Source organism: Chryseobacterium sp. D764 (genome assembly GCF_019317325.1).
GTDB lineage: Bacteria > Bacteroidota > Bacteroidia > Flavobacteriales > Weeksellaceae > Chryseobacterium.
Genome location: NZ_CP079219.1, coordinates 4543357 through 4567475, shown reverse-complemented (window position 1 = coordinate 4567475; position 24119 = coordinate 4543357). Strand labels below are relative to the sequence as shown.

The 24119-nt window shown below is 36.7% G+C and carries 19 protein-coding genes; 6 read left to right on the top strand and 13 right to left on the bottom strand.

Going from position 1 to position 24119, the window contains the following annotated elements; all coding sequences use genetic code 11:
- Nucleotides 1–60 precede the first annotated feature (60 nt).
- From KYG33_RS20800 to KYG33_RS20785, 4 genes are all read right to left on the bottom strand, one after another.
- On the bottom strand, nucleotides 61–393 hold the full coding sequence (locus KYG33_RS20800; protein WP_219072343.1) for a hypothetical protein: 333 nt from the start codon (nucleotides 391–393) through the stop codon (nucleotides 61–63).
- A 199-nt stretch (nucleotides 394–592) separates the two neighbouring features.
- Entirely contained in the window at nucleotides 593–1051 is a 459-nt protein-coding gene (locus KYG33_RS20795; RefSeq protein ID WP_257468854.1) for a hypothetical protein, read from the bottom strand.
- Between the two features lie 78 nt (nucleotides 1052–1129).
- Entirely contained in the window at nucleotides 1130–2491 is a 1362-nt protein-coding gene (locus KYG33_RS20790; protein ID WP_077415595.1) for a DUF5458 family protein, read from the bottom strand.
- 20 nt (nucleotides 2492–2511) lie between these two features.
- Nucleotides 2512–2958, bottom strand: a complete 447-nt coding sequence (locus tag KYG33_RS20785; protein WP_047381441.1) for a type VI secretion system contractile sheath small subunit — start codon at nucleotides 2956–2958, stop codon at nucleotides 2512–2514.
- A gap of 353 nt (nucleotides 2959–3311) precedes the next feature.
- On the opposite strand from KYG33_RS20785, the gene KYG33_RS20780 reads away from it, so the two are divergent.
- Nucleotides 3312–4358, top strand: a complete 1047-nt coding sequence (locus KYG33_RS20780; RefSeq protein ID WP_219072341.1) for a hypothetical protein — start codon at nucleotides 3312–3314, stop codon at nucleotides 4356–4358.
- A 63-nt stretch (nucleotides 4359–4421) separates the two neighbouring features.
- On the opposite strand, the gene KYG33_RS20775 is transcribed toward KYG33_RS20780, so the two are convergent.
- From KYG33_RS20775 to KYG33_RS20760, 4 genes are all read right to left on the bottom strand, one after another.
- The gene (locus tag KYG33_RS20775) at nucleotides 4422–6506 is read right to left on the bottom strand and encodes a M13 family metallopeptidase (protein ID WP_219072340.1); all 2085 of its coding nucleotides are present in this window, start codon (nucleotides 6504–6506) and stop codon (nucleotides 4422–4424) included.
- A 339-nt stretch (nucleotides 6507–6845) separates the two neighbouring features.
- Complete coding sequence (locus KYG33_RS20770) at nucleotides 6846–8903, bottom strand: M13 family metallopeptidase (protein WP_219072339.1); 2058 nt, start codon at nucleotides 8901–8903, stop codon at nucleotides 6846–6848.
- A 186-nt stretch (nucleotides 8904–9089) separates the two neighbouring features.
- Nucleotides 9090–12488 (bottom strand): polysaccharide deacetylase family protein, encoded by a 3399-nt coding sequence (locus KYG33_RS20765; RefSeq protein ID WP_219072338.1) that lies wholly within the window; start codon nucleotides 12486–12488, stop codon nucleotides 9090–9092.
- Nucleotides 12489–12575: 87 nt separating this feature from the next.
- Nucleotides 12576–13826, bottom strand: coding sequence for a CinA family nicotinamide mononucleotide deamidase-related protein (locus KYG33_RS20760; RefSeq protein WP_180565332.1), 1251 nt, complete (start codon nucleotides 13824–13826; stop codon nucleotides 12576–12578).
- A 115-nt stretch (nucleotides 13827–13941) separates the two neighbouring features.
- On the opposite strand from KYG33_RS20760, the gene KYG33_RS20755 reads away from it, so the two are divergent.
- Nucleotides 13942–14415: a hypothetical protein gene (locus KYG33_RS20755; protein WP_219072337.1), complete on the top strand. Its 474-nt coding sequence runs from the start codon at nucleotides 13942–13944 to the stop codon at nucleotides 14413–14415.
- Between the two features lie 43 nt (nucleotides 14416–14458).
- On the opposite strand, the gene KYG33_RS20750 is transcribed toward KYG33_RS20755, so the two are convergent.
- The 5 genes from KYG33_RS20750 to KYG33_RS20730 all read right to left on the bottom strand — a co-directional run bounded on the left by KYG33_RS20750 (nucleotide 14459) and on the right by KYG33_RS20730 (nucleotide 19039).
- Nucleotides 14459–15001, bottom strand: coding sequence for a lipocalin family protein (locus KYG33_RS20750; RefSeq protein ID WP_219072336.1), 543 nt, complete (start codon nucleotides 14999–15001; stop codon nucleotides 14459–14461).
- Between the two features lie 74 nt (nucleotides 15002–15075).
- Nucleotides 15076–15810, bottom strand: coding sequence for a LytR/AlgR family response regulator transcription factor (locus tag KYG33_RS20745; RefSeq protein ID WP_047381057.1), 735 nt, complete (start codon nucleotides 15808–15810; stop codon nucleotides 15076–15078).
- 97 nt (nucleotides 15811–15907) lie between these two features.
- Nucleotides 15908–16324, bottom strand: coding sequence for a DUF6326 family protein (locus KYG33_RS20740; protein ID WP_077415612.1), 417 nt, complete (start codon nucleotides 16322–16324; stop codon nucleotides 15908–15910).
- Between the two features lie 12 nt (nucleotides 16325–16336).
- Complete coding sequence (locus KYG33_RS20735) at nucleotides 16337–17029, bottom strand: DUF4386 domain-containing protein (protein ID WP_077415614.1); 693 nt, start codon at nucleotides 17027–17029, stop codon at nucleotides 16337–16339.
- Nucleotides 17030–17245: 216 nt separating this feature from the next.
- Nucleotides 17246–19039 (bottom strand): histidine kinase, encoded by a 1794-nt coding sequence (locus KYG33_RS20730; RefSeq protein ID WP_180565328.1) that lies wholly within the window; start codon nucleotides 19037–19039, stop codon nucleotides 17246–17248.
- A gap of 134 nt (nucleotides 19040–19173) precedes the next feature.
- Here KYG33_RS20730 and KYG33_RS20725 point away from each other — a divergent pair, with 134 nt between their 5' ends.
- The 4 genes from KYG33_RS20725 to KYG33_RS20710 all read left to right on the top strand — a co-directional run bounded on the left by KYG33_RS20725 (nucleotide 19174) and on the right by KYG33_RS20710 (nucleotide 23910).
- A complete protein-coding gene (locus KYG33_RS20725; RefSeq protein ID WP_219072335.1) occupies nucleotides 19174–20091 on the top strand; it encodes an SIMPL domain-containing protein in 918 nt (305 codons plus the stop codon).
- Between the two features lie 113 nt (nucleotides 20092–20204).
- On the top strand, nucleotides 20205–20885 hold the full coding sequence (locus KYG33_RS20720) for an SIMPL domain-containing protein (RefSeq protein ID WP_077415620.1): 681 nt from the start codon (nucleotides 20205–20207) through the stop codon (nucleotides 20883–20885).
- A 235-nt stretch (nucleotides 20886–21120) separates the two neighbouring features.
- Complete coding sequence (locus KYG33_RS20715) at nucleotides 21121–22722, top strand: DUF4139 domain-containing protein (RefSeq protein ID WP_077415622.1); 1602 nt, start codon at nucleotides 21121–21123, stop codon at nucleotides 22720–22722.
- An 18-nt stretch (nucleotides 22723–22740) separates the two neighbouring features.
- Nucleotides 22741–23910 (top strand): VWA domain-containing protein, encoded by a 1170-nt coding sequence (locus KYG33_RS20710; protein ID WP_180565325.1) that lies wholly within the window; start codon nucleotides 22741–22743, stop codon nucleotides 23908–23910.
- Nucleotides 23911–24119: the final 209 nt, after the last annotated feature.

The window sequence follows — 24119 nt, the reverse complement described above, 5'->3', positions numbered from 1 at the left end:
AGAGTATCACGATAGCTGGCTTTATTAACATCTTTTCCTCCTCTGTTGAAAAGAATTACTTTATCTATTTGGAACCTTATCACTGGTAGGAATCAGTATGAAAGTGGCAGCCAATTCTTTGGTAGCAGGAAGCCCCGGGAAAATACCTTTTTTAGTTTCGTAGACTTTCATTTGAAATTCTATTCCCAAGCCTATTTCTCCAAATCTGTACGTTACCTTTTCACCTTTTTTAGGTTGGGAGGTAATATCTTTCCAGATTCCGTTTTTCTGTTTCTTATAAAGATGCCATTCATATTCGCCTTTCAACCCGAACGAGAGGCCGGAAGGTTGTATTTCGTAAGGATAGGCTTTTCCCACCATTGGATTTTGATTCCCGATAATAGTTCCTGTCATGGGTAATATAATGTATTACTAACTTTTAGCTGACAGTTATTTAGACAAGTATTGATTTTCGGATCAAATTGTAAGAAACGATGATGGATAATATCATCAATTAGGATAACATTTTTTTTCATTTTGTTTTTGTGTTTGTTCAAAAACAAAAATACAAAAAATCATTATATCGTGATATAAAAAATTATCGGATTCAAAGTTATTTCTTATCTACATTGTAAACAGGAGCCGCTTTTAACCACTGATAATTAAGGTTTCTGTCTTTCTTTAAAAAACGGTATCCTTCCAGTTTTTTCAGATAAACATACATAGAATCAGTATTTTTTATCTTTAGTTTGTATTGAGATAAAAAAAGCATCGGCATTTCTACGGTGGAATCTCTTACCGTTTTTAATACTTTTCCAGATCTTACTTTGTAAAGGAAGAATGATTTTCCACGGCCTTTTGAACTGTCTGCCAGTTTTACTTCTGAACTTGCAATTACCAGCTCACTGCCATCAAAACATTCATCCTTACTCATGATATATGCCTTCCCTTCCTGATGTTCATCTGCAAAAAGATCATTCTCGTATTGTCCGGGACTTTGGTATTTTTTCTCGCAACTTATCAAAAGCACCATCACTATAGCGGGTAAGCTAATAATAAGTTTCTTATTCATATTAAATTTCATAGGTGTTGGTTGAAAAAAAACCGATGTAAAATTGCATCGGTTTTTGTTATGTAAAGTACGTTGATGTTACTCCTGAGTATATTCTGCATCCCATTCGTTGCCATCATCTCCTTTGTGTCCGTCAAGTTTAATAACGAAACTCTTCGTAGGGAAATAAGGGGTCATACGGATATCCAGCCACACTCTGTCTTTGTTTACTCTATCCTGCTCGAAACGAACAATTTTGAATTTTTCGATCAATTTGTCCGGCCCTTTAATGTTATCAAGGAAGGTTACGATCTGTCTTCTCAAATCGTCCTCGTTTTTAGCATTCCAGTTTTCAAAAGCTCTTCTGTTCAGGAAGTCCAGAAGTACTTTGGTTACGTAGTCGAATACACGAACTACGGAATACGTCTGGAGACCGATATTGTCTCCTGTAAATAATGTCTTCGCAGAGAAGGCCATAATTTTTCCGTATTCGTTTACCATTGGTACAAGACCCATTTTTTCCAACTGAGAAATTTCACTTTTCTTCAATTCAAATTTTACAGCGTCTACTTCGTTGATATTACCATGTTTTTTACCTGCTGCAACCTGAGACATCAGGGTTTTATGGATTTTTCCTGCTAATGAAGTGGAAGGTGGAAGTTCTACATTTTCTTCTTCCCCTACTTCTTCAGCTTTACCACGTCCTACCAGCCAGTTACACGTCATAATAACGTTACTTCTGTGAAGTTCTCCTCCTGTAAGATTGGCTGAGTGGAATAAGTCTACCACGTCATCCGGCTTATCAAGGTTAGCAAAGTCTGTAACCATCATTACTTTGTTTTCGTTACAGATTTTTGCCCATTTCTCGATTACCTTGTTGGATCCTAAATATCCTGGTATTGCAAGGATTGAGTAGTTATCTCTAAGGTCAAGACGGTCATAGTAATTTTTAAATTCTTCTGAGATTGCATCAATGAACAAAGGATTATCCAAATCTGAAACCTGTTCGATGCTTGCGTTTACAATACTTACGTTGTCCACTTTATCCAATTCTGTGTTTTTGTAGAATTGAGCTACTGTTCTGTAATTGGTTTCCAACAGACGAACAGTATCCAGTGTATTTTTTAAGTTTGTCTTTAAGTTTTGGTCGGCCTGTTGTGCTTTAGTTTTGCACGTATCAGCCATTTTATCTGCAGATTCGCTACCTTCTAAAAGGTTTACCCAAAGATTGATCTTCTGAAGAAGTTCTTTTCTTTCATCTGCTTTATTGCTGTCATTCAGGAAGATTTCTTTTCTTGCCTTTCTTGTTGGGTTCATATTGGCAATACCGTCTACAACGGATTCAACAAAGCCAAATCCTCCCATTTTATTGAGCTCTGCAAGCGGGTTTCCTTTCGGTTGTCCCGAGTGCTGCTGCTGACCCTGCTGCTGGCTTTCTTGTGCCTGTAATTTGCTATCCATGATTTAATGTAAGTCTTTAATTATTTTTCAAGTTCTTGTGCCACTTCTTTCAATACTTCTATGAACGCTGCTCTTGTCTGATCGTTCTCCAGCATATTGCGTAGAATTTTGTTTGTTTTCAGCTGACGTACGATTTTATTGTACTGCTCCTGCTCCATGCTCAGCTGCTGCAGATAATCTGACTTCTGAGTAAGGCTTTTAGGGGTAAAGTCTCCAAGGTTTTGAAAACGGAATTCTTCTTCTACCACTCCTCCGTCTTCTGTTTCGTGTTGTACCGATATTGAAGGCTGAAAATGTTTGAAAACGTCTTCCACTGTTTTTAATCCTGTTACGATTTCAGGTGTATAAGACTCTTCTGTTGTAAGTTGGCTTACTATCAGTGATTTATTTTCCTGTATTTCCTGAATAGCTTCATTAGCGTCTACTTTTACTTCGTTTCCGCCAACACCATAATTAAACATTGCCATATTATTGTTATTTTGAGATTTCTTATTTTGGTTTGGATCTGTCTTTGAGTAATTTACAGATGAATCAAATAAATTACCAATCCAGTGTTTAAATTTAAAAAAAAACTGTAACATAAAAAACTTTACTAAGATTTTTCTTGAATCATCTAATTTTATCTACATTTATTCAACATAAAATCACCATATTACGATATCACTAAGCTATGAAAAAATAAATAAAAAAATTCAAGAAAAAGTAAATAAAATTTTCGTTCACTTTATTCTTATACAAAAGCATCCAATGAATGTTAAAATAAGGATTCCCAGTTATTACACAAAAAATATTCTTTATATTTAATCAAAGTGAACAGTGTATGAAAGATGTAAAAATAGCGTTTAGAAAACCGATATTTCCAGTTTCAGAAGCATTACAGCAATACCTGGAAAAATATAACAGAACTACTAAGATTAAGTTTTTGTATGAAGATCTTCTAAGGTTCAGTGACAGCGTGAGTATTCTGGATAAAGACGGAAAAGATACTTTGTGGCTTGGGGTATTATATCCTGAATTTGAGTTTAAAGAAATAGAGGCTAATTTAAATAAGATTTATACCCTTCTTCATTCTGATGGAGACATCGCTACTTTACCTTATCTGAAAGTGGATACCATTGACTTTTGTACTTTCGGAAATTCTAAACCTTTCCGGGTTCGGGTGAGAAATATCCTTAATGATAATTATACTTATTTTTATATTAAACAGGCGGATGCTTCCCGAATATTCGGACTGGAACTTGAAGACCTGCTTTCTCCCAACCGAATTAATTTTCTGGTGTATAAAAACACTTTGATTGAAGAGCATATTTTGGGAATTCCAGGGGATGTTTTTATTCAGAAGCATATGTTCAACTGTACGGAATTGGAAAAGGCACAGATTTCCAAGGAATTTGTGAAATTCAATGAGCGCTGTCTTATTGGGCTTCTTGGTGATATGAGGTCTTATAATTATGTTGTGATTCCCATACATGATTTTGACCAGGTCATTTACAGAATCCGCCCCATTGATTTTGACCAGCAGTCTTATGAGGGAAATCTGAAAGTTTATCTTCCACAGTATTTCAAAGAAAACAGTCAAATGGTGAATATGGTACTGGAAAAACTGAAGCCCAGTTCTATAGAGCAATACCGTAAGGAGGTCCGTTCACAAATCGTAAAAAGAGTGACGAGCAGCCAAAACAGATTCGATGAGCTCATTTCTATTATGAAAAAAGATAATATTGCACCGGAAGCCAATGTTAAAGAACTAAAGACTGCTTTACAAAAACTCACTTATGATATCAATTTCAAGTATTGTAAAACAATGGGAGATATTATAGAAACAGGAATAAAATTTGTTCTCCGGAATTATAAGAAAGAATATTAAAAAGAGAATCCGCCCCAACCAATGTGAGACGGATTCTTTCTTTTCTAACAATTTAAGGTAAAATTACCAGATTTTTATTCTGTCCTGAGGAGCTTTATATAATTTGTCTCCCGGTTTGATATCAAATGCTTTGATGAATGAATCCTGGTTTACCAGTGGCCCGAAAGCTCTGAACATTCCCGGAGAGTGCGGGTCTGTTTTCACCTGATTGATCATATACTGATCAGTAGCTTTTGTTCTCCAGACGGTTGCCCAGCTCATAAAGAATCTCTGATCCTGAGTGAACCCGCTGATCTTACCTGGATTTCCTTTATCTTTTAAATACATCTGCAGCGCGTCATAAGCCACCGCTACTCCACCTAAGTCACCGATGTTTTCACCGCTTGTAAATTTACCGTTTACGAAACTTCCTTTTACAGGCTCATAAGCGCTGTACTGAGCTGCCAGCTGACCTACTTTTGCATCAAAGTTTTTACGATCTGCATCACTCCACCAGTTATTAAGGTTACCATCTCCATCGAAACGGGAACCGCTGTCGTCAAATCCGTGAGAAATTTCGTGACCGATAACGGCACCAATACCTCCGAAATTCACTGCTGCATCAGCTTTAGGATTGTAGAAAGGCGGTTGAAGAATAGCTGCAGGGAATACAATTTCGTTGTTTGATCCACTGTAGTATGCATTTACCGTTTGTGGAGACATTCCCCATTCTGTTTTGTCCACAGGTTTTCCTACTTTATCTAAACTTCTCTGATACTGCCATGCTGCTACATTCTGAAGGTTAGAATATAATGTTGCTCCCTCTTTTGGAGATTCTACTTTTAACTGTGTATAATCTTTCCATTTATCAGGGTAAGCAATTTTCACGGTAAACTTGGATAGTTTTTCCTGAGCTTTCACTTTGGTTTCAGGAGACATCCAGTCTATATTGGCGATATGTGTTTTGAATGATTTTAAAAGGTAATCAATATACGTTTCCATCTGCTTTTTAGCTTCAGGAGTGAAATATTTGTCAACATATAATTTTCCGAAAGCTTCTCCAAGAACTCCGTTTACAAGCGTAAGACCTCTTTTGTTCATTGGACGCTGTTCTTTCTGACCCTGCAAATATTTAGCATAGAAGTCAAATCTGATCTGCTCCAGGCTGTCATTCAGGTTGCTTGCATTTCCATTGATGATATGATATTTCAGATAGTCTTTCAGTAAAGGAAGGTTTTTCTGCGTTACAAACTGATCCATATTCTGGTAGTACTTCAGTTCACCAATGATTACTCTGTCTGTATTTACTCCGGCATCCTTAAGATATTTTGCAAGGTCAACATTTTTAACCAGACCAGACAATTCTGATACATTTTTAGGGTTGTATCTTAAATTGGCATCTCTGTTTTGCTCAAGAGTCAATAGATAATTAGCAAGCTGTTTTTCAAAATCTACCACATTCTGTGCAGCCTGTGGAGAATTTTTATATCCTAAAACTCCGAATAGCTTTCCAACGTATGCCTGATATTCTGCCAGTGTTTTAGTATTGGCTTCGTTTACTTTCTGATAATAATCTCTTCCCAACCCAAGATCCGGACCGCCAAGATATACTGCATTCATGTTGGAGTTCTTCATATCAGCACCTACTCTCCATCCATAGAAAGAGTTGTCTCCCAATTTTGTAGCATCCAACAGGTATTTCTGAAGATCATTAAGGCTTTTAATGGCATCTACTTTGGCAAGATCAGCCTTAATAGGAGCCAGACCTTCTGCATTTCTCTTATTGGTATCCATAAAAGAGGCATACAAATTCTGGATTTTCTGTCCTTCTGATCCGGCCGGATATGATTCTGTAAGGATTTTGTTTAATATATCTAATGAAGCATCATCTACGTTTTCTCTCAAAGCATTGAAAGAACCCCAGTTTGCTTTATCAGAAGGAATCTGAGTAGTTTTCACCCAATTTCCGTTTACATAGCTAAAAAAGTCATCCTGTGGACGGACACTGGTATCCATATACGATAAATTGATTCCCTCTTCTTTTACCGGTTCAGCCACTTTTGCTGCAGCTTCTGTTTTATTCTCTGTCCCTGCAGTCTTTGCTGCACCACACGAATTAAGAAATACAATACCTGAAAGGGCAAGTATTCCAATATTTAGCTTTTTCATTAAAGATTATTTTTGATTTTACACAAACTTATCAAATATACAAACTTTAATGATATGTGATGAGTGATATTTATATCTGAATGGAGATTTAAGGTTAAAAATTTAAAGTTTTGAGTTTAAGGTTTGAAGTTTTTGGGTGTTCTTTTGAAATGTGGGTGGAAAATGACATTGTTGTAGACCACCCCGTCAAAAATTCAAGGAATTTTTGACGCCCCTCCACAGGATGGGAATGATGGAAGATACTACGACAAATATAACTCATCCGATTCCCTAATCCCTAAACCCTATTCACCTGCTACCTAAAAAACAAAACCGCCCATTGCTGAGCGGTTGTTATTTTTACCAGATTTTGATTCTTTCTTCCGGAGTTTTGTATAATTTGTCTCCTTTTTTCACGTCGAATGCTTTATAGAAGGCATCAACGTTGATAAGCGGACCAAAACTTCTGAAGTATCCCGGAGAGTGCGGATCAGTTTTCACCTGATTTACCATATATTTCTCACTAGATAATGTTCTCCAAACCGTTGCCCAGCTTAGGAAGAATCTCTGATCCTGAGAGAATCCACTGATTTTTCCTGGGTTTCCTTTGTCTTTTAAATACATCTGAAGAGCATCATAAGCGATATTCACTCCTCCTAAGTCAGCGATATTTTCACCGTTTGTGAAAGTACCATTTACAAAAGTTCCTTTTACAGGCTCGTATTTGTCATACTGAGAAGCAAGAGCTTTTGTTGCCTTTTCAAAGTTCGCTTTATCTTCCGGAGTCCACCAGTCTACTAAGTTACCATCAGCATCGAACTGTGCTCCTGAATCATCAAATCCGTGGCTCATTTCGTGACCAATAACGGCACCAATACCTCCGAAGTTTACAGCAGCATCAGCTTTAGGGTTAAAGAATGGCGGCTGAAGGATAGCAGCAGGGAATACAATCTCGTTGTTTACCGGGTTGTAATATGCATTTACAGTCTGTGGAGTCATTCCCCATTCTGTTTTATCCACTGGCTTACCGATTTTAGCTAAATCTTTATTGTACTGCCATTCTCCAATGTTCTGAAGGTTTTTATACAGGTTTCCACCATTTGCTTCAGAAAGGATATTTAATTTTGAATAGTCTTTCCATTTGTCCGGATAAGCAACTTTTACCGTAAACTTATTCAGTTTCTGCATTGCTTTTTCCTTAGTTGTAGAAGACATCCAAGCTAAGTTGTTGATATGAACTGCGAAACTTTTCTTTAAATAATCGATCAATTCTACCATCTGAGCTTTAGCTTCAGCAGGGAAATATTTCTCAACATATAATTTTCCGAAAGCTTCTCCTAAAGAACCGTTGATCAATTCAAAACCTCTTTTGTTAAGAGCTCTTTGTTCCTGCTGTCCTCTAAGATATTTACCATAGAAAGTAAATTTCATGTTCCCTAAGTTTTCACTTAAGTAAGAAGCACTTCCGTGGATCATGTGGAATTTCAGATAATCTTTGATTACAGAAAGATTCTGAGCATTCACTAATTTATCGAAGTTTTTATAGAATCCTAATTCACTGATAATTACTTTGTCAGAATTTACTCCAACTTTTTTAAGATATCCTGGAAGATCTACATTTTTTACCAGAGCAGAAAGTTCAGCCATCGTCTTAGGATTGTACTGAAGTGTGTTATCACGGCTCTGCTCGTTTGTCAGATAAGTCTGTGCGATGCTTTTTTCATAATTTACGATACCTTTTGCTGCTTCATCAGCATTTTTGTACCCTAATTCTTTTAGCATTGAAGCTACATATTTCTGATATTCAGCAATTGCTTCTGTATTTTTTTCGTTTACTTTCTGATAGTAATCTCTTCCTAAACCTAAAGAAGCATTTCCTAAATAAACCGCGTTCATTTTAGAATCTTTAAGGTCTGCATCTACTCCCCATCCGTAAAAAACATTTTCTCCTTCTTTCGTTACAGAAGTAAGGTAGTTCTGAAGATCAGCCATGTTTTTAATAGCATCAATCTTATTCAGATTTTCCTGGATAGGTTTGATTCCGTCTGCATTTCTCTTCTCCATGTTCATGTAAGTAGCATAGAGATCCTGGATTTTTTTACCTTCACTTCCGTCAGCAAATTTATCTTTCAGAAGAGAGTTCAGGATTGTCATGGAATTGTTATCCGTGTCCTCAGCCAGTTTGTTGAAGCTTCCCCAAGTTGGTTTATCAGATGGAATTTTGGCAGTTTTCATCCAGGTTCCACTCACATAGTTGTAAAAATCATCCTGAGGACGCACCGAAGTGTCCATCAAGCTAAGGTCTAAACCTTTGTCTGTATTGTTCACTGCTACTTTAGCAGTTTTAGCTTGTGCGCTCATGGTAGTCTGAGTACAAATCCCTGCTATTAAAAACAAAGAAAGCGTTATTTTTTTCATTATGATAACAATTTTTAGAATAGGTATGATTTATTTCGTATTTGTTACTTTTTAAGGAAACAAATTTAAACAATAATGTCATAGCATGATAAGAATTTATAAAAGACGGAAGCTGGAAGAACAAAGCTTGAAGTTATTGTATGATTTTTATAACTTCCAGCTTCCTCCTTCCAGTTTCCCAATTTCTTAAGAAGTTGCTATCTCTTTTACATTTCCGGTTCTTTTCAGGAATCCCCAGAACTGCATTTCGCCTTTCAATGCCTTTCTTAAACTTTTAAACAAAACAATATACATCAGCCATCTATATCCGAATCTCTGCGGAATAATATACAGCAGATTGATCAGTTTTTCACGCTGCATAATGAATGCCACTAAAGCTAAGGAAGCATCCACCAAAAGGAAGATCAGATAATAGGTAAATATTTTATCTCCGTTACCGGACAAAATTCCAAAGAACATAATCACATCTGCCAGCGGTGAGAAAAATGGAATAATATATTGGAATAATAAAATATTCGGCATTGCCCAAAGTCCCAATCCTTTATATTTGGGGTTAAGGAAAGTCTGTCTCTGTTTCCAGAACATCTGCATGATTCCGTAAGTCCAGCGGAAACGCTGTTTCAAAAACTGGCTCGCAGTCTCCGGAGCTTCCGTAACAGCAACCGCTCTGTTTTCATTGGCGACGGTATACCCTGCTTTTAAAATTTTCACGGTAATATCACAATCTTCTGCTAAAGTGTCGGATGAATAACCTCCGGCCTCAAGGATCACAGCTCTTCTGAATGCCCCGATAGCACCCGGAATTACGGTAATCGCATTGATATTCGCATATGCAAGCCTGTCAAAATTCTGACTTGTTGTATATTCTATAGCCTGCCATCTGGTAAGCCAGTTGACTCTGTTTCCAACTTTCACATTTCCTGCTACGGCTGCAATTTTCTCTTCCGGATTTGAGTTCAAAAATCTTGCAACCAGATATTTTACGGCATCCTGCTGCAGTTTGGTGTCTGCATCAATGCAGACTACGTATTCTGCATCTGTCTGTGATATTCCGAAGTTCAGGGCCGTTGCTTTTCCGCCATTTGTTTTGGTGAAAATTTTCATTTTCGGATGCCCAAGGAATGCTTCTAATACCTTTTCATAAGTAGAATCCTTACTTCCGTCATCTACCATAATAATGTTAAAATTTGGATAGGTTTGCTTCAGCAGATTCTGCAGAGAAGAAACAATATTCACTTCTTCATTATAAGCAGGCACAATAATAGAAACTTTCGGATAAGATTCCAAAACCGGAAACCCACCCAGTTTTTTTTCTTTTTTTCGTTCTTTAAAAGCCCAGTATACCATCAGCAATAGTCTGATCAAACCCAATACAATGAAAATGGTAAATAATGCAACCAGAAAATGACTTATTCCATAAATTACAGTGGCCAAGACAAGGTTGAGCTGCATGATATAATATGACTTCGTTTTCGGAACTTCAGGCATCAGTTCACTTCTGGTTTTATGCAGAATACTGGTAAGGTTGGTAAAATGATAGCCTTGTTTCTGAAGTGTAGGGATCAGGATTTTTAAAGCTTTCACTGTTTCTTCTCTGGTGTCTCCGCCCGCATCATGAAGAAGGATGATATTTCCTCTCTGTAGTTTGAGCCCTGCCATCACACGTTTTACAATCTCATCTGCTTTTATTCCCGGCTGCCAGTCTTCAGGATCTATATTTTCCCCGATATCCAGATAGTTTTGCTGTCTTGCCAGTGCTACCGGAATAATTTCTTCCGAAGTAGTAGGCTCAGAGTCTGCATTATACGGAGCTCTGAACAGAATTGTACTATGTCCTGTCACGCATTCTATCAGCAATCTTGTTAGTTTCAGTTCCAGCAAAGCTCTTTCCGGACTTACTTTCGCTACATTCTCGTGGGTAAATGTGTGATTTCCTATCTCGTGTCCTTCTCTGTAAATTCTTTTAACGAGTGGAAGGTTCTTTTCTGCATTTAATCCTACTAAAAAGAATGCTGCCGGAACATGATATTTGGACAGTACATCTAATATCTGCGGAGTATATGTTTCGTCCGGACCGTCATCAAAAGTAAGCACCAATTCTTTTTGTGGGGCACTTCCATATTTTTTCACCTCATAAGAGCTTGGATAGGTAATATAATTTTCATCCGTGATTATTTTTTCTTTCGGGTCAATTTCAAGTGCAATTTTTCCGTCATGAGGAGTATTCAGAACATCCAATACTTCTCCATCACCAATATAATCCACCATGGTCTGCCCTTTTACATTTTCAAGGTTTTTTAAATTCAGCTTGGAAAGGCCGGCAAACGTAAGATCTTTATCATAGAAATTCCAGACTCTGCTGTCCTCACTTCCCAGTCTCCAGAGTGCTGTTCCTGCCAATGGATATTCTGAGGAGAAACGCATCGTATTGAAAATAGAAGCCGCATCATTGAAAAACACCGTGTGGGTGAGGTTTTTAGAATCGGTATAGGAATAATTTAAATTAAAAGTATTGTCATTAAAATCAATTACTGCTTTACTGGCGCTGGCTTTGGTAATTGCCTGCATATAGGTTACAGAGGTATTATCATCTTTATTGGAACTCCAATCATAGCCATAAGCTCCCAAGCCCAGAATGATTTTTTGTGGAGAGGTTTGTTTTACGATTTTTCCTGTCTGTTCTTCGATCCATTTTTGAGAGGAAACCGGCCCTGCATCACTTCCTGCAGAATATTCATCGTAAGCCATCAATACAAAGTAATCTACATAGGGATTCAATCTCGGGATGTTGTAATCATCATTGTCTGTCATGATATCCATAGTCACCAGCAGCTGGTTCTTTTTGAAAGTTTCTGAAAGCTCTTTCATAAAAGCAATCAGATTTTCATCAGAATCCAGATTCATATCCTCAAAGTCAATATTAATGCCTTTGAAATGGTATTTTTTACATTGCTGGGTAAGTTTTTGAATCAAATGTGATCTTTTCTGAGGATCATTAAGAACTTTTACAATTCCTTCTGAATGAAATTCCTGATCAGAGTTGTTGCTCAACATTGGCATTGCAGCAACTCCCGTTCTTTTAATCACTTTGTACCCTTCCGGATCCACATTGGTTTTCAGATCACCTGTTTTAGGATCAAGGAAAAACCATTCCGGAAAAACCAGATTAACGTGTCTGATATTTCGTTTCAGAGACATCAGAGACTGAGGATCCCATGCTACATAGAATGCAGACCGGATTCCGCCTGGAAACTGAGCCCAGTTTCTGTTCTGATTTTTATATCTTTCTGCTCTCGCTTTCTGAATTTTATCGAGGTTGGTATGGATTGTTTTTTCCGAGATAAAGCTTCTGAAACCTTTATATTCTTTGGAAATTTTATTCTCCTGAAGATAGGGTTTATTGGCCGTAATTACAGCTTTATAATCTTCTTTAAAAGGAATTTTAGGACTTCTGTCCAGGGTCATCATCAGCCCCAAAGCAAGCAAAAGCAGTATTCCTACAAAGATAAAAATACGGCTTCCCCACTGTACACTTTTCCAGCGTTTCCTGCTGTTGGTCTGAAAAATCTGTTTGGAATCTTCCACAATTTTGAAATTTATTGAATGAGTCTCAAAAAGTGTGAAAAACTCTACTAAAATTAATTAAAAAAAAATTAAAAAGCAGAAATGTATCTAACTGTTTATAAGTAAGCTTACAAGATCCTGAATCACCTTTTGGGAAACGAAATTCATGAAGTCTACTCTTTCCAGATGAGGCATGTATAATGTAAATGTTTCTGCTTTGTCATTAATCCTTATCGTATAATAAACCGTTCCGATATCTTTACCGTCTTCTCCTTTTCCCGGGCCTGCCACACCTGTCGTAGAAAGAGAAATATGGGTTTCAAATAATTCCTGACAGCCTTTTGCCATTTCCTGAGCTACCTCTTCACTTACCACAGTAAACTGGTCTACGGTTGCTTTAGAAACATTTAAAATTTTAATCTTTTTCTCTGTAGCATAAGCCACCATTCCGCCAAGGAAATATTTTGAACTGCCGGAAACTGAAGTGATCATTTTTGCCAGTTCACCTCCGGTACAGCTTTCTGCTGTGGAAATCGTCAGATTTCTTTCGGTAAGCATTTCTGCCAGAATATTTTCGATTTTATCCTCCGATACAGCGATTACGTGACCTTCTACCAAAGGAAGTAGTTTCTGAATTTCTTCTTCCGTTATCTGTTTCAGCTGTTCCTCATTATCACCGGAAGCTGTCAGACGAAGCTTTACACGCGTTCCCACCGGAAGGTAAGACAGTGCAATATTTTCCGGAAGTGCCAGTTCCCAGTCTTCAATGGTGTCTGCAAGGATACTCTCGGGAATTCCCACTACGGAAACAATCCTGGTATGGATATAATGAAGGCTGAATCTTTCCTGTAAATAGGGAATAATCTGATCTTTGATAAGCGGTTTTACCTCGTAAGGAACACCAGGAAGGCTGTAGCACAGTTTACCTTCCAGCTCCATCATCATGCAGGGCGCTGTTCCGTAATGATTCTGAAACACAATAGATTTGGTTGGGACAAAAGCCTGTTCCTTATTTCTTTCGAGAATATCTGCCCTTCCCCTTCTCTCCATATACCCTTTAAGATGATTGAATGTCACCTCATCCAGGGCAATTTCATCATTGAAATACTCCGCAAGTGCCTTTTTGGTTTTGTCGTCTCTGGTAGGCCCGAGTCCTCCTGTTGTAATCACTAAGTCGCCTGCTCCAAAAGCAACATTCAAAGCCTCTTTAATGGTTTCAATTTCGTCTGAGATTGTAAGAATCTGAGTAACTTTTATTCCTATGTTTTTAAGTTCAGCAGCAATAAAATTAGAATTGGTATCTACCGTGTTTCCAGAAAGGATTTCATCACCAATGGTAATCAGAACAGCTTTTTCCATATGTTTTTTTGTTGAAAAAAATTCTATGCAAATGACGGAAAATTCTGTGGCTGCAGCAATATAAATTGATTTTTTCTATTTTTGACAAAATTTATTTAAAACTATAATAATAATTATGTCGAAATATGATGATGCTTCATGGCATTATGGTGGTGATTTTCCTGAGGAACTTCCTCAGAAAAACGGAGCAACACATACAGGAATGTTCCTGAACTGGTGCATTCAGAATGATCTGATTTCTGATGAACTGAAAGAAGATAATGAAGAGGAAATTGAAAAATTAAAACGCAGAGAAATCACAGGTGCAGAATTTATTATGGAGTCCTGCGACGGGAAATTTTCTGAATATGACCTGAATGAGCTGGGAAATCTTTTTGCAAAGGATTACTATGCCGATGAAACAGATTTCGGAAACAGATACAGCTCATTTGCTGATGATTACGTTAATATTTTTGATACTAAAGCTGAGGAAAACGATTACGAATACGAAACCTTCTACCACATTGAGGATACCTACGAAAACTATGATCTGATGAAACAGGTTATTGATCACCGCTTTGAGGAATGGAAAGAATATATTAAAAACTAAAAAATGAAAGGGCAAATTTGCACATCATTTTGCCCTTTTATTTTTACTGATTATGTTTTACCCAGATCAGCTCATCGGTATTATAGCCAATTTTTCTTGCTTTCTGAAGGAAACGCTGGCGGATGCTTTCAGGAATGTTAGGAGTACGGGAAAGCATCCATAAATATTTTAAGCTGCTTCCTGCCACCAGAGCATATTGATAGTCTTCATCAATATCTATAACGTTATAACCGGCCCAGATTGGTTTAAAAAATGAAACTTTCAGACGGGCTTCTTTCGGATCTTTTACAAATTTTGCTTCCCCTATAGATTCATTCCATACTTTTTTAACGTAATCGTACCCTTTATTTCTAACCTGAACTGTTCCATCCGGATTCTCTGTATATTCTGCAGTGACATTATCCATATTTTTTTCGAACCTGTAATCAAAACGGGCAATCTCATACCATCTACCAAGGTATTTATTAAGATCAAAATTCTTTACCGCAGAGGCACCTCTGGGAATCCTTACAGAATATGAGTTGAAAATAACAAGCCCCAATGCTCCCAACGAAACGGGAAGTATAATTTTATGAATGGTTTTCATGATCGGAATATTTTGTGTGGTTCTTATAAAAACGTCAAAAATAATGCCTTAAAGCTGTTAAGGAACAATAAATTCTATGAAAATACTTTCAGAAAATTATCTTTAAAGCTTCCTGAAACCTCAATTTCAGTATCATCAGACAGCATTACGGTTCCGCTTTTATGGTAGGATTTCACAAACCCTGTATTGATAATATGGGAACGATGAACTCTCACAAACGGGCTTTCCAGCAAGTCATCAAAATGTTTTAAAAAGCGACACACCATTTTTTTGGAGCCGTCAGTGAGATAGACCTGCGTAAAGTTTCCATCAGCCTGAAGTCTCATAATATCTTCAGTCTTTACAACATCGAATCCTTGCAGGGTTGGAAGAATTAACTGCTGTTTTTCAGGTTTTAATTTCAGGTTTTCAAGCAGAATCTTATTCCGGTTGAGCTCTTCTTTTTTCTCAAGGCTTTCTACTACTTTATTCACCGCAAGAATCAGCTCCTGAATATCAATAGGTTTTAAAATATAATAACTTGCTGATTTGTTTAAAGCCTGTAATGAATATTGTGAAAATGCAGTAATGAAAATGGTTTCATAGGAAAATTCCTTGGTAGCTTCCAATACATCAAAGGCATTTCCGAAAGGCATTTCTACATCCAGAAATACCAACTGAGGCTGCTTTTCAGCAATCAATGGCACGGCTTCTTTAATATTTTCAGCTTCACCAAGAATTTCCACCTGCGGACAGTATTTGGTAAGATAACTTCGTAAAACTTCTCTTGCTATAAGTTCATCGTCTACAATTACGGCTTTTATTTTCATTACGTAAGATATTAGGTGGCAGGTAATAGATTCCAGATGCAAATTAGGAATATTTAATTAACCTTACAATCTTACCCAAACCATGTGTGGATAAAGGTTATACTTTCTTCCAGCACCATGCGTGCTTTATGATCAATATTGTAATAATGCATTCTACCATGGCAAGAAAAACATAAAACAAATACCAATCCGAGAAAGAAATAATACCAATAAACAGCATTACCAGAGTAAAAAATGTACCAAAGGTGATGTTGAGCATTCTGTTCACTACCGGTTTTAATATCAGAGAAAGAAACACCATTACCGCGGGAATAGCCAAAATGACTGAAGCAAGAAGTAATTTAGGTGGGGAATCTAATAAATTAGTTCCCTCCACCAGACCACGGGTTTTCCCCGGAGTATAAAGCTCGAAATAATCACCGTACAGATAGCACAGAGTAACCGAAGTCCAAAGACCGGCCAATATGATTTTCACATTGATCTGCACATCTTCAAATTTTGTAGAATTGTTCATGGTTATGATTTTTTAATCTATTTTTTTATTTCGTATCCCAACCAACAGCAACCACAGACAGATTCCTATCTCTCCTACTGTTGCCGGTAATGTGACATAACCAGATATTGAATTGTCTGAAAAATGAGGAATTGCAGTTCTTCCAAAAACGTTGATCACATATCCAAAGCAGCCCAACATTAAGAAGATTCCTAAAACTTTTGGTAAAAAACCGGACTTATATACCAAATATCCAAAAGGAAAAAGCCACAATCCCCAAAAGATCTGCGCAATTAAAAGTCCCTTGTTATAACTGCTCAGCAAGAGCATCATCTGGGCCTGCAGCTGCTGTAGATCAAATATTTTCAGATAGTCAGCGCCTTCAATAATAGTAAGAACAGAAAATTTGCTTTGGAGATTGATAAAGGAAATAGGAATACTGATAAGAGCGAGAATAACCATCAGTTTTGCATAACGATCATCTACAGCTTTCAATAGTTTATACAAGACCAAAGGAAGTAAAGTAAAAGCGATATAACAGGTAATGCTGCTTGCTATACTTAATCTGAATAACTGTGCTGAAGAAGAAATATTTTGAAAAGTCAATGCAGGATTCTCCCAGACGATCAGCTTAGACGGAACGTACATTAGGCTGAAAAGTCCGGTTACGATAACAATAAGATAAAAAAATCCTGCGAGTCTGGCTGTTTGACGGTTAGTTTCCATTTTGGGTTAAGTTTTTATCTATTAAGACAATAACTTTCTCAAAATGGTTACAGGTTTTTTGGGTGACGGGTGGCAGATAGAAGGTAAAAGGTATTAGAAAAGTGCAATTTTCGAGTGTTTCTGGCACTTTGATAAAAAGTAACATCCTATTAAATTAAAAAAATATAGTAAGTAAATGACTGATTCACAAACAAAATACACTAACCTGAATTCAGATTAGTGCATATTAATTTTTATAGTGACTAAAACTCCGGTATCATTTTCCTTGTCCTTTACAGAGCAGGTAATATCTTTTTTGTACAAATCATTCAGAAGCTGAATTCTTTCCAGTGTATTTTTCATTCCTCTGCCCTCTCTTGTTTTTTGATGCTGGGTTTTCTGCTTTTTGCTTTCTTCAATGCCTATTCCGTTGTCTTCGATAAGAATCTTCAGATGCGATTCACTCTTTTCAAAGTTTAATTTTAAAAATCCTTTTTCTGTTCTGTAACGGAGTCCGTGCCATATTGCATTTTCCAGAAACGGCTGTATCAGCATTCCCGGAATCTGGAGGTTTTGCATATTCAAACTTTCATCTACTTCAATTTCATAATCAAACTTATCTGCAAAACGTGTTTTTTCTAAAGCAAGATAATTCTGGAGAAGGTCAAGCTCCTGTTGGAAAGGAATAAAATCTTCGGTAGAATTTTCCATCACGCCACGCATCAGCTTGGAGAATTTTGTCAGATACTGGTTGGCTTCCAGTTCATTATTGGTTGCAATAAAGTGGTTAACACTATTCAAACTGTTAAAGATAAAATGCGGGTTCATCTCTCTGCGCAACGACTGAAGAGCAATCTTTTTATTTTTTGTCTGAACTTTTTTCAGTGTTCTGAAAATAAAAATAATCAATCCCGTCAATAGAATTAAAGCTCCGATCAGACTATAATTGAATACATTTTTCTTGCGGATAAGCTCATCTTTCAATTCTCTTTCTTTTTCCAGCTGAGAAATCCGCTGCTCGGTATCTTCCAGAATTTTATTGTCTACCAGGCTTCTGTCCTTGGAAACCAGGTTTGGAAGTTTTCCTAAAAAGTCTCTGTACAATTGAACGGAGGCATCAATATTTCCTGAAATAGCGTACAGACTGTCCAGCTTTTTTACGCTCTTCTGCGCTTCTAATGTATGGCCTTTATCCAAAGCAATTCCATAGGCATTTTTCAAAAGATCTACCGCTTCTTTAGGATCATTTTTCTTAATATAAATATCCGCAAGTTCCTGAATCTGATTGACTTTTTCCTGCGAGTTTTCTTTTACAAAATCTTCTTTCAACACCTTCTTTTTGGCTTCAATAGCTTTTTCAAAGTTCTTGTTTTCAACATAAAGATCTGCAAGTTTCTGATTGATGGCCAATGCTTGCTGCGGAGCTTCTTTTTTAGAGATTTTATACGCTGTATTAAGATTTTCTTCCGCACTGGAAACATCTTTCTGTTTAAGATTGACATCAGCTAACTGACTGTAGCTTTCCGCAAGATCACCCTGTTCGTTTTCTTTTTTACTCAGGTTGATATTATTCTGAATAGCTTCTGCCCTAAGCTCCGGCGTAGGAGAAGAAAGTCTTGTAACGTCATTAGAATTGACGGCCTTACTTTTTTCACTATAATTCATTTGTGCCGCTCTGCCATAGTTACTGATAGCAGGCGTTATTTTATTCTGTTTTTCCTGTGACTGGGCCAATCTGCGGGTTGCTTTTTCAATATTTGGCTTGTCATTGAGTTTTTCATACAGATTTTTCGCTTTGGTGTAATACTCTTCACTTTTCGGAAAATTTCCACTATTAAAAAATGTTTCGCCAATATTATAATATGAATCTGCCTGGGCAGGTTCATTTTTAGTATCCATTGCTTTTTTCAGCTTCTTCGTCTCTACCTGCACTTCTTCCACAGCAGCACTGCTATTATTAGTGTTCTGGGAAGACATAGTATTTCCCCAAAGCATCAGTAAAAAGATTGTAAGAAGTGTAAACATTTTCATAAAACAAAGATATACATATATATAGTGTACTCAAAAACTATTCACCAAGCGAAAATACCCTTTCACCAAGTTTAGTCATTGACACCGTGACCGTAAGACTAAGTTTGGGGCAAAATAATTCAAATTTAAAAATCATGAAAAAACAAACAGTAGCATTTTTTCTCATCATGACTTCTTTTTTAAGCTTTTCAAAAGCGCAGGTGGGAGGAAACCAAATTTACAGAGACAAAAATAACAACGATTATTCCGCCCTAAAAAACCTCCCTGACTTCAACAATACTAATAGTTATTTCGCCAATGATTCCACCTTGGTTGTTAGTGTAAAAGTATTGATGAATAAGACTGCAGACCAATATAAACTTACTCTGGGTTTGAATGAAGAAGCTGCCACACCTAAAATTGCCATCGAAAATATCAACAGGAGAATCAATGGTTTTATAAAAAGGATATCATCAATGGGCATCAAAAACGATGATATTTTTGTGGATTTTATCTCGCAGACAAAAATCTATGATTATGACATTAATAAAGACACTCAGGTAACCATTCAGAAAATGGATGGGTTCGAAACCAAGAAAAATATCATTATTACGGTAAACAAACATTCAATGATTGAAAAACTGATCTCTGAAGCTTCGGATTTTCAGATCTATGATATTATTAAAGTGGATTACATCAACAATGATATTGATAAAATCCAGGAAGATCTTCTCAAAGAAGCATATGCTGTTTTCGATAAAAAGAAGGAAAACTACTTTGGTTTATTTAAAAAGGAAATTATCGGCAAACCTACAGCCAGTTCAGGTTTTACTTATATTTTTCCCAAAAATCAATATCAAAATTATACCGCTCTTGAAAGCGCCAGCGTCACCTATGGATATGACAGCAGATATGTAAAAAAAGAAGAAAGAAAATCAAAGACCTTTTACTATGACGGAACAGATTATACCGGCTTTGATAAGGTTATTAACAACTCTGATCCTGAAGTGGGTATACAGTATATTATGAACCTCAACGTAAAATATGATCTGAAGAAAAATAAAGAGAAGTAATTCATTTCTGAAGTCTCACCAAGTGAAAGCTCCATTTCACCAAGTCTCCCGAATTCCGGTTTCTGATCGGCGTAATTTTACATCAGTAATTAAAAATTTAAAAACAGGAAATTATGAAATTGAAACATTTTTTATTAATCGGAATTTTAACTCTTGGAAGCTTTGTAAACGCTCAGACACAAGAAGTAAAGAAAAACGCAATTGAAGTTACAGGTGTTGCCGAAATGGAAGTAGAACCGGATGAAATCATCTTCAGCATCGGAATAAAAGCAGATAACAAAAATGATCTGGCAGATAATGAGAAGAAGTTATTTGAAACTTTAAAAAATGCAGGAGTAAAGAACGAGGACATCAAGTTCAAATCAATGTACCAGAATATTTATTCTAAAACAGCCAAGTTTACTAAAAGTTATCAGTTTAAAGCCGACACAAAATCAAGTCTGAGTAAAATTTTTGAAGACCTGAATCAAAAATGGGTAAGCAGCCTGAACATCGCAGAGGTAAAGAGTACTAAAATTGCAGATTTCAGAAAAGCAGTAAAGATCAATGCTTTGAAAGCCGCTAAAGAAAAAGCAGATTATTTACTGGAAAGTATGGGCAAAAAAACCGGAAATGCTCTTGAAATCGTAGAAATAGAAGACTATACCAGCGATATGATCATGCCGGCAGCTTATAAAGGCAGAGTAAACAGTGTACAGATGGAAATGTCTGATGCTCCGGTAGACTATTCTTTTGATAATATTGAAAACATCAAGCTGAAATACAGTATCAAGACAAGATACGAGATTCTTTAAAATAATAAATTAAATAAGGCTGCCCCAAAGGGTAGCTTTTTTTGTTTTCTGTCGTTTCGAACGGAATCGAATTTATTGTAAAAGAGATTCTTCCTTCGTCAGAATGACAATTTTGAAACAACCTCTTTTTTCTCTATGGCATACTCACCAAGTCAAATTACCCCTTCACCAAGTTTCCCAATTTTCAGCCTTAAATAGAGATAATTTTACTTCTATAAATTCAAAATAATAAACGATGAAACGCTATTTTTTACTATTAATCATATTTTTGGCTGCCTTTAGTAAAGCACAGGAAATAAAAAAAGAAATTGAAGTAAAGCAGGCCACTGTATTTCTTCAGGGAGCAAAAGTTTTCGGAAGTACCAATGTGAGTCTTCAGAAAGGTAGAAATACCATAAGAATTGTCAATCTTCCCAATAATCTGGATGAAAATACGTATAAAATCAATCTTGAAAAAAATACTACACTCCTTTCCATAACGCCTCAAAATAATTTTTTGAAGAATGATGAATTATCAGACAATGAAAAGAAACTTGAAACAGAGACAAAAAAGCTTCAAAGACAGGTGAGCCTGCTGAATATTCAAATCAAAAACCTGATGGGAGAGCAACGGATCATTAATGACAATTTAAAAGTCTCCACCAATGATAAATCTACTCCGCAGGAACAGCTTATTAAGCTTACGGAATTTTATAGAAAACGAATGCTGGAAATCGATAGCCAGGTATTTCTTCTGGACGAACAGAAAACGGTTCTGGATGAAAGTATCGCAAAACTCAACAAGCAGTCTGCCGAGGAGCAAACGCATAAAAATACCAACCGCAGAGAGCTATTGCTTGAAATTCTTGCAGATAACGAAACCAATCTGAATCTTGGGATAAGCTATATTGTTTCTGATGCCGGATGGATTCCTTCTTATGATTTGCGTGCTGAGTCTGTCAAGAAACCTCTTGAAATGGTTTATAAAGGTAAAATTTATCAGAAGACCGGACAGGACTGGAAAAATGTAAAGTTGTTTGTCTCTACTTACAGACCTTCATACAACCAGGACAGACCTATTTTATCTCCGCTGTACGTAGCTGAATATACACCATACAATTCTCAGATGGAAGTGGCAGCTTATAAATCTAAAAAGGAAACTTCAGCAGCTAATGTCTATCAAATGAGAGAAGATATTGCTGCAAAGCCAAGTCAGATTCCTGTAGCTTCAGTTTCTGACAGCCAGATGAATGTGATCTATGAGCTTAATTACAATCAGACCATAGTAAGCCAGGAAAAAGAACAGTATGTCATTCTGGATAAAAAACAAATTGATGCCACTTATAAATACCACACCGTTCCTAAACTTAATAATCAGGTATTCCTGATGGCTTTTATAAAGAACTGGCAGAATCTTAACCTCATCAATGGAGAAGCCAATATTTACTTTGATGATAATTATATCGGGAAAACCAATATTACCAGCAATTATGTGAAAGACGAATTCCCGATTTCTCTGGGAACAGATGAAAGAATTACAGTAAAAAGAATTAAGCTTGAAGATAAAACTTCTCAAAAGGCAATGAATTCTAACAAATGGGAAACAGAGTCTTACCAGATAAGTATCAGAAATAATACGAAAGAAAATATTGAACTGGAAGTTCTTGACCAGCTCCCAATCAGTGAAAATTCTAAGATTCTGGTCAAAACATTGGATTTGGGTGGAGGAAACCTTGATGATAAAACGGGAAGTATCCTGTGGAACAAAAACATAGGTTCAGGCAATTCTGAGAAGATTACATTCTCTTATGAAGTAAAATATCCTAAAGAGATGCAGATCCAATATTACAGCAGATAACCAATAATAAATAATAATATGACAACTTTAAAAATCTTAGCACTTGCAGCGGGTACAGCTTTTTTAAGCTCTGGCAATATTCCGGAGAACCGCTCTATACAAAGTAATGTACCAGTAACATTGATTCCGTCCAGCTCAATTGTAAAGGACAATAAAATTCAGGTCGCTCTTTTACTGGACACTTCCAATAGTATGGACGGATTGATTGATCAGGCAAAATCCAGACTGTGGAATATTGTGAATACTTTGACCACTTTAAAGTACAACGGAAAAGCGCCCCAGATTGAAATTGCCCTGTATGAATATGGCAACGACGGAATCCGCGATGAAAATTATATCCGCCAGATTGCTCCTCTTACTCAGGATCTTGATCTTATTTCCGAAAAACTATTTGCCTTAAAAACCAATGGCGGCAGTGAATATTGCGGTGCTGTTATCCGTGATGCTTCTGCCAACCTGAACTGGGACAGCAATGATAAAAGTATGAAACTGATTTATATTGCAGGGAATGAAGCATTCAATCAGGGAAAAATAAATTATAAGGATGTTGTTTCAAAAGCAAAGGATAAAAACATTTACACCAACACTATTTTCTGCGGAAGCCGGGAAGAAGGAATCCAGACATTCTGGCAAAACGGCGCGTCTTTGGGAGGTGGAAAATATTTCAATATCGACAGTGACAGAAAAGTAATCTATATTGAAACGCCTTACGATATCAAAATTTCCGAATGCAATGCAAAGCTGAACGATACTTACATCTATTATGGAAACCACGGTTCGGAATACAGACTAAAGCAGATCACGCAGGATAAAAACGCTGAATCACAGTCAGCATCCAACTTAGTGGAAAGGGCCGTTGCCAAATCTAAAAAGAATGCTTACAAAAATGATCACTGGGATTTGGTGGATAAGGCCGAAAAGGATGCCGGATTTATTGCCAATGTAAAAGAAAGTGAACTTCCTGCCGAGCTGAAAGGAAAAAGCAAGGAAGAAATTCAAAAAACGATCACGGCAAAGTCTGCCGCTCGTGATAAAATTCAGAAAGAAATTGAAGAGCTTTCCAAAAAGCGCCAGACCTTTATTGACGGAGAAATGAAAAAACGAGGCACTGATGATTCTGATGACCTGGGAAAAGCAATTGAGAGTTCTATTGTTGAACTGGCAAAAAAGAACGGGTATAGTTTGTAGTTTAAAAGCGGGTTTTACCCGCTTTTTTATGTTATTAAATACATGTAAACCACCCCGTCAAAAATTCTTTGAATTTTCGCCACCCTCCAGAGGATGGGAATTAAGCGTCTGCAATTGGAGTATTTGTTGGAGTATCTATTTATTACATTTTTTCAAGTAATTTAACCAGGATTCCTACGGAATGACAACCTGCATAAATAAACAGCTGT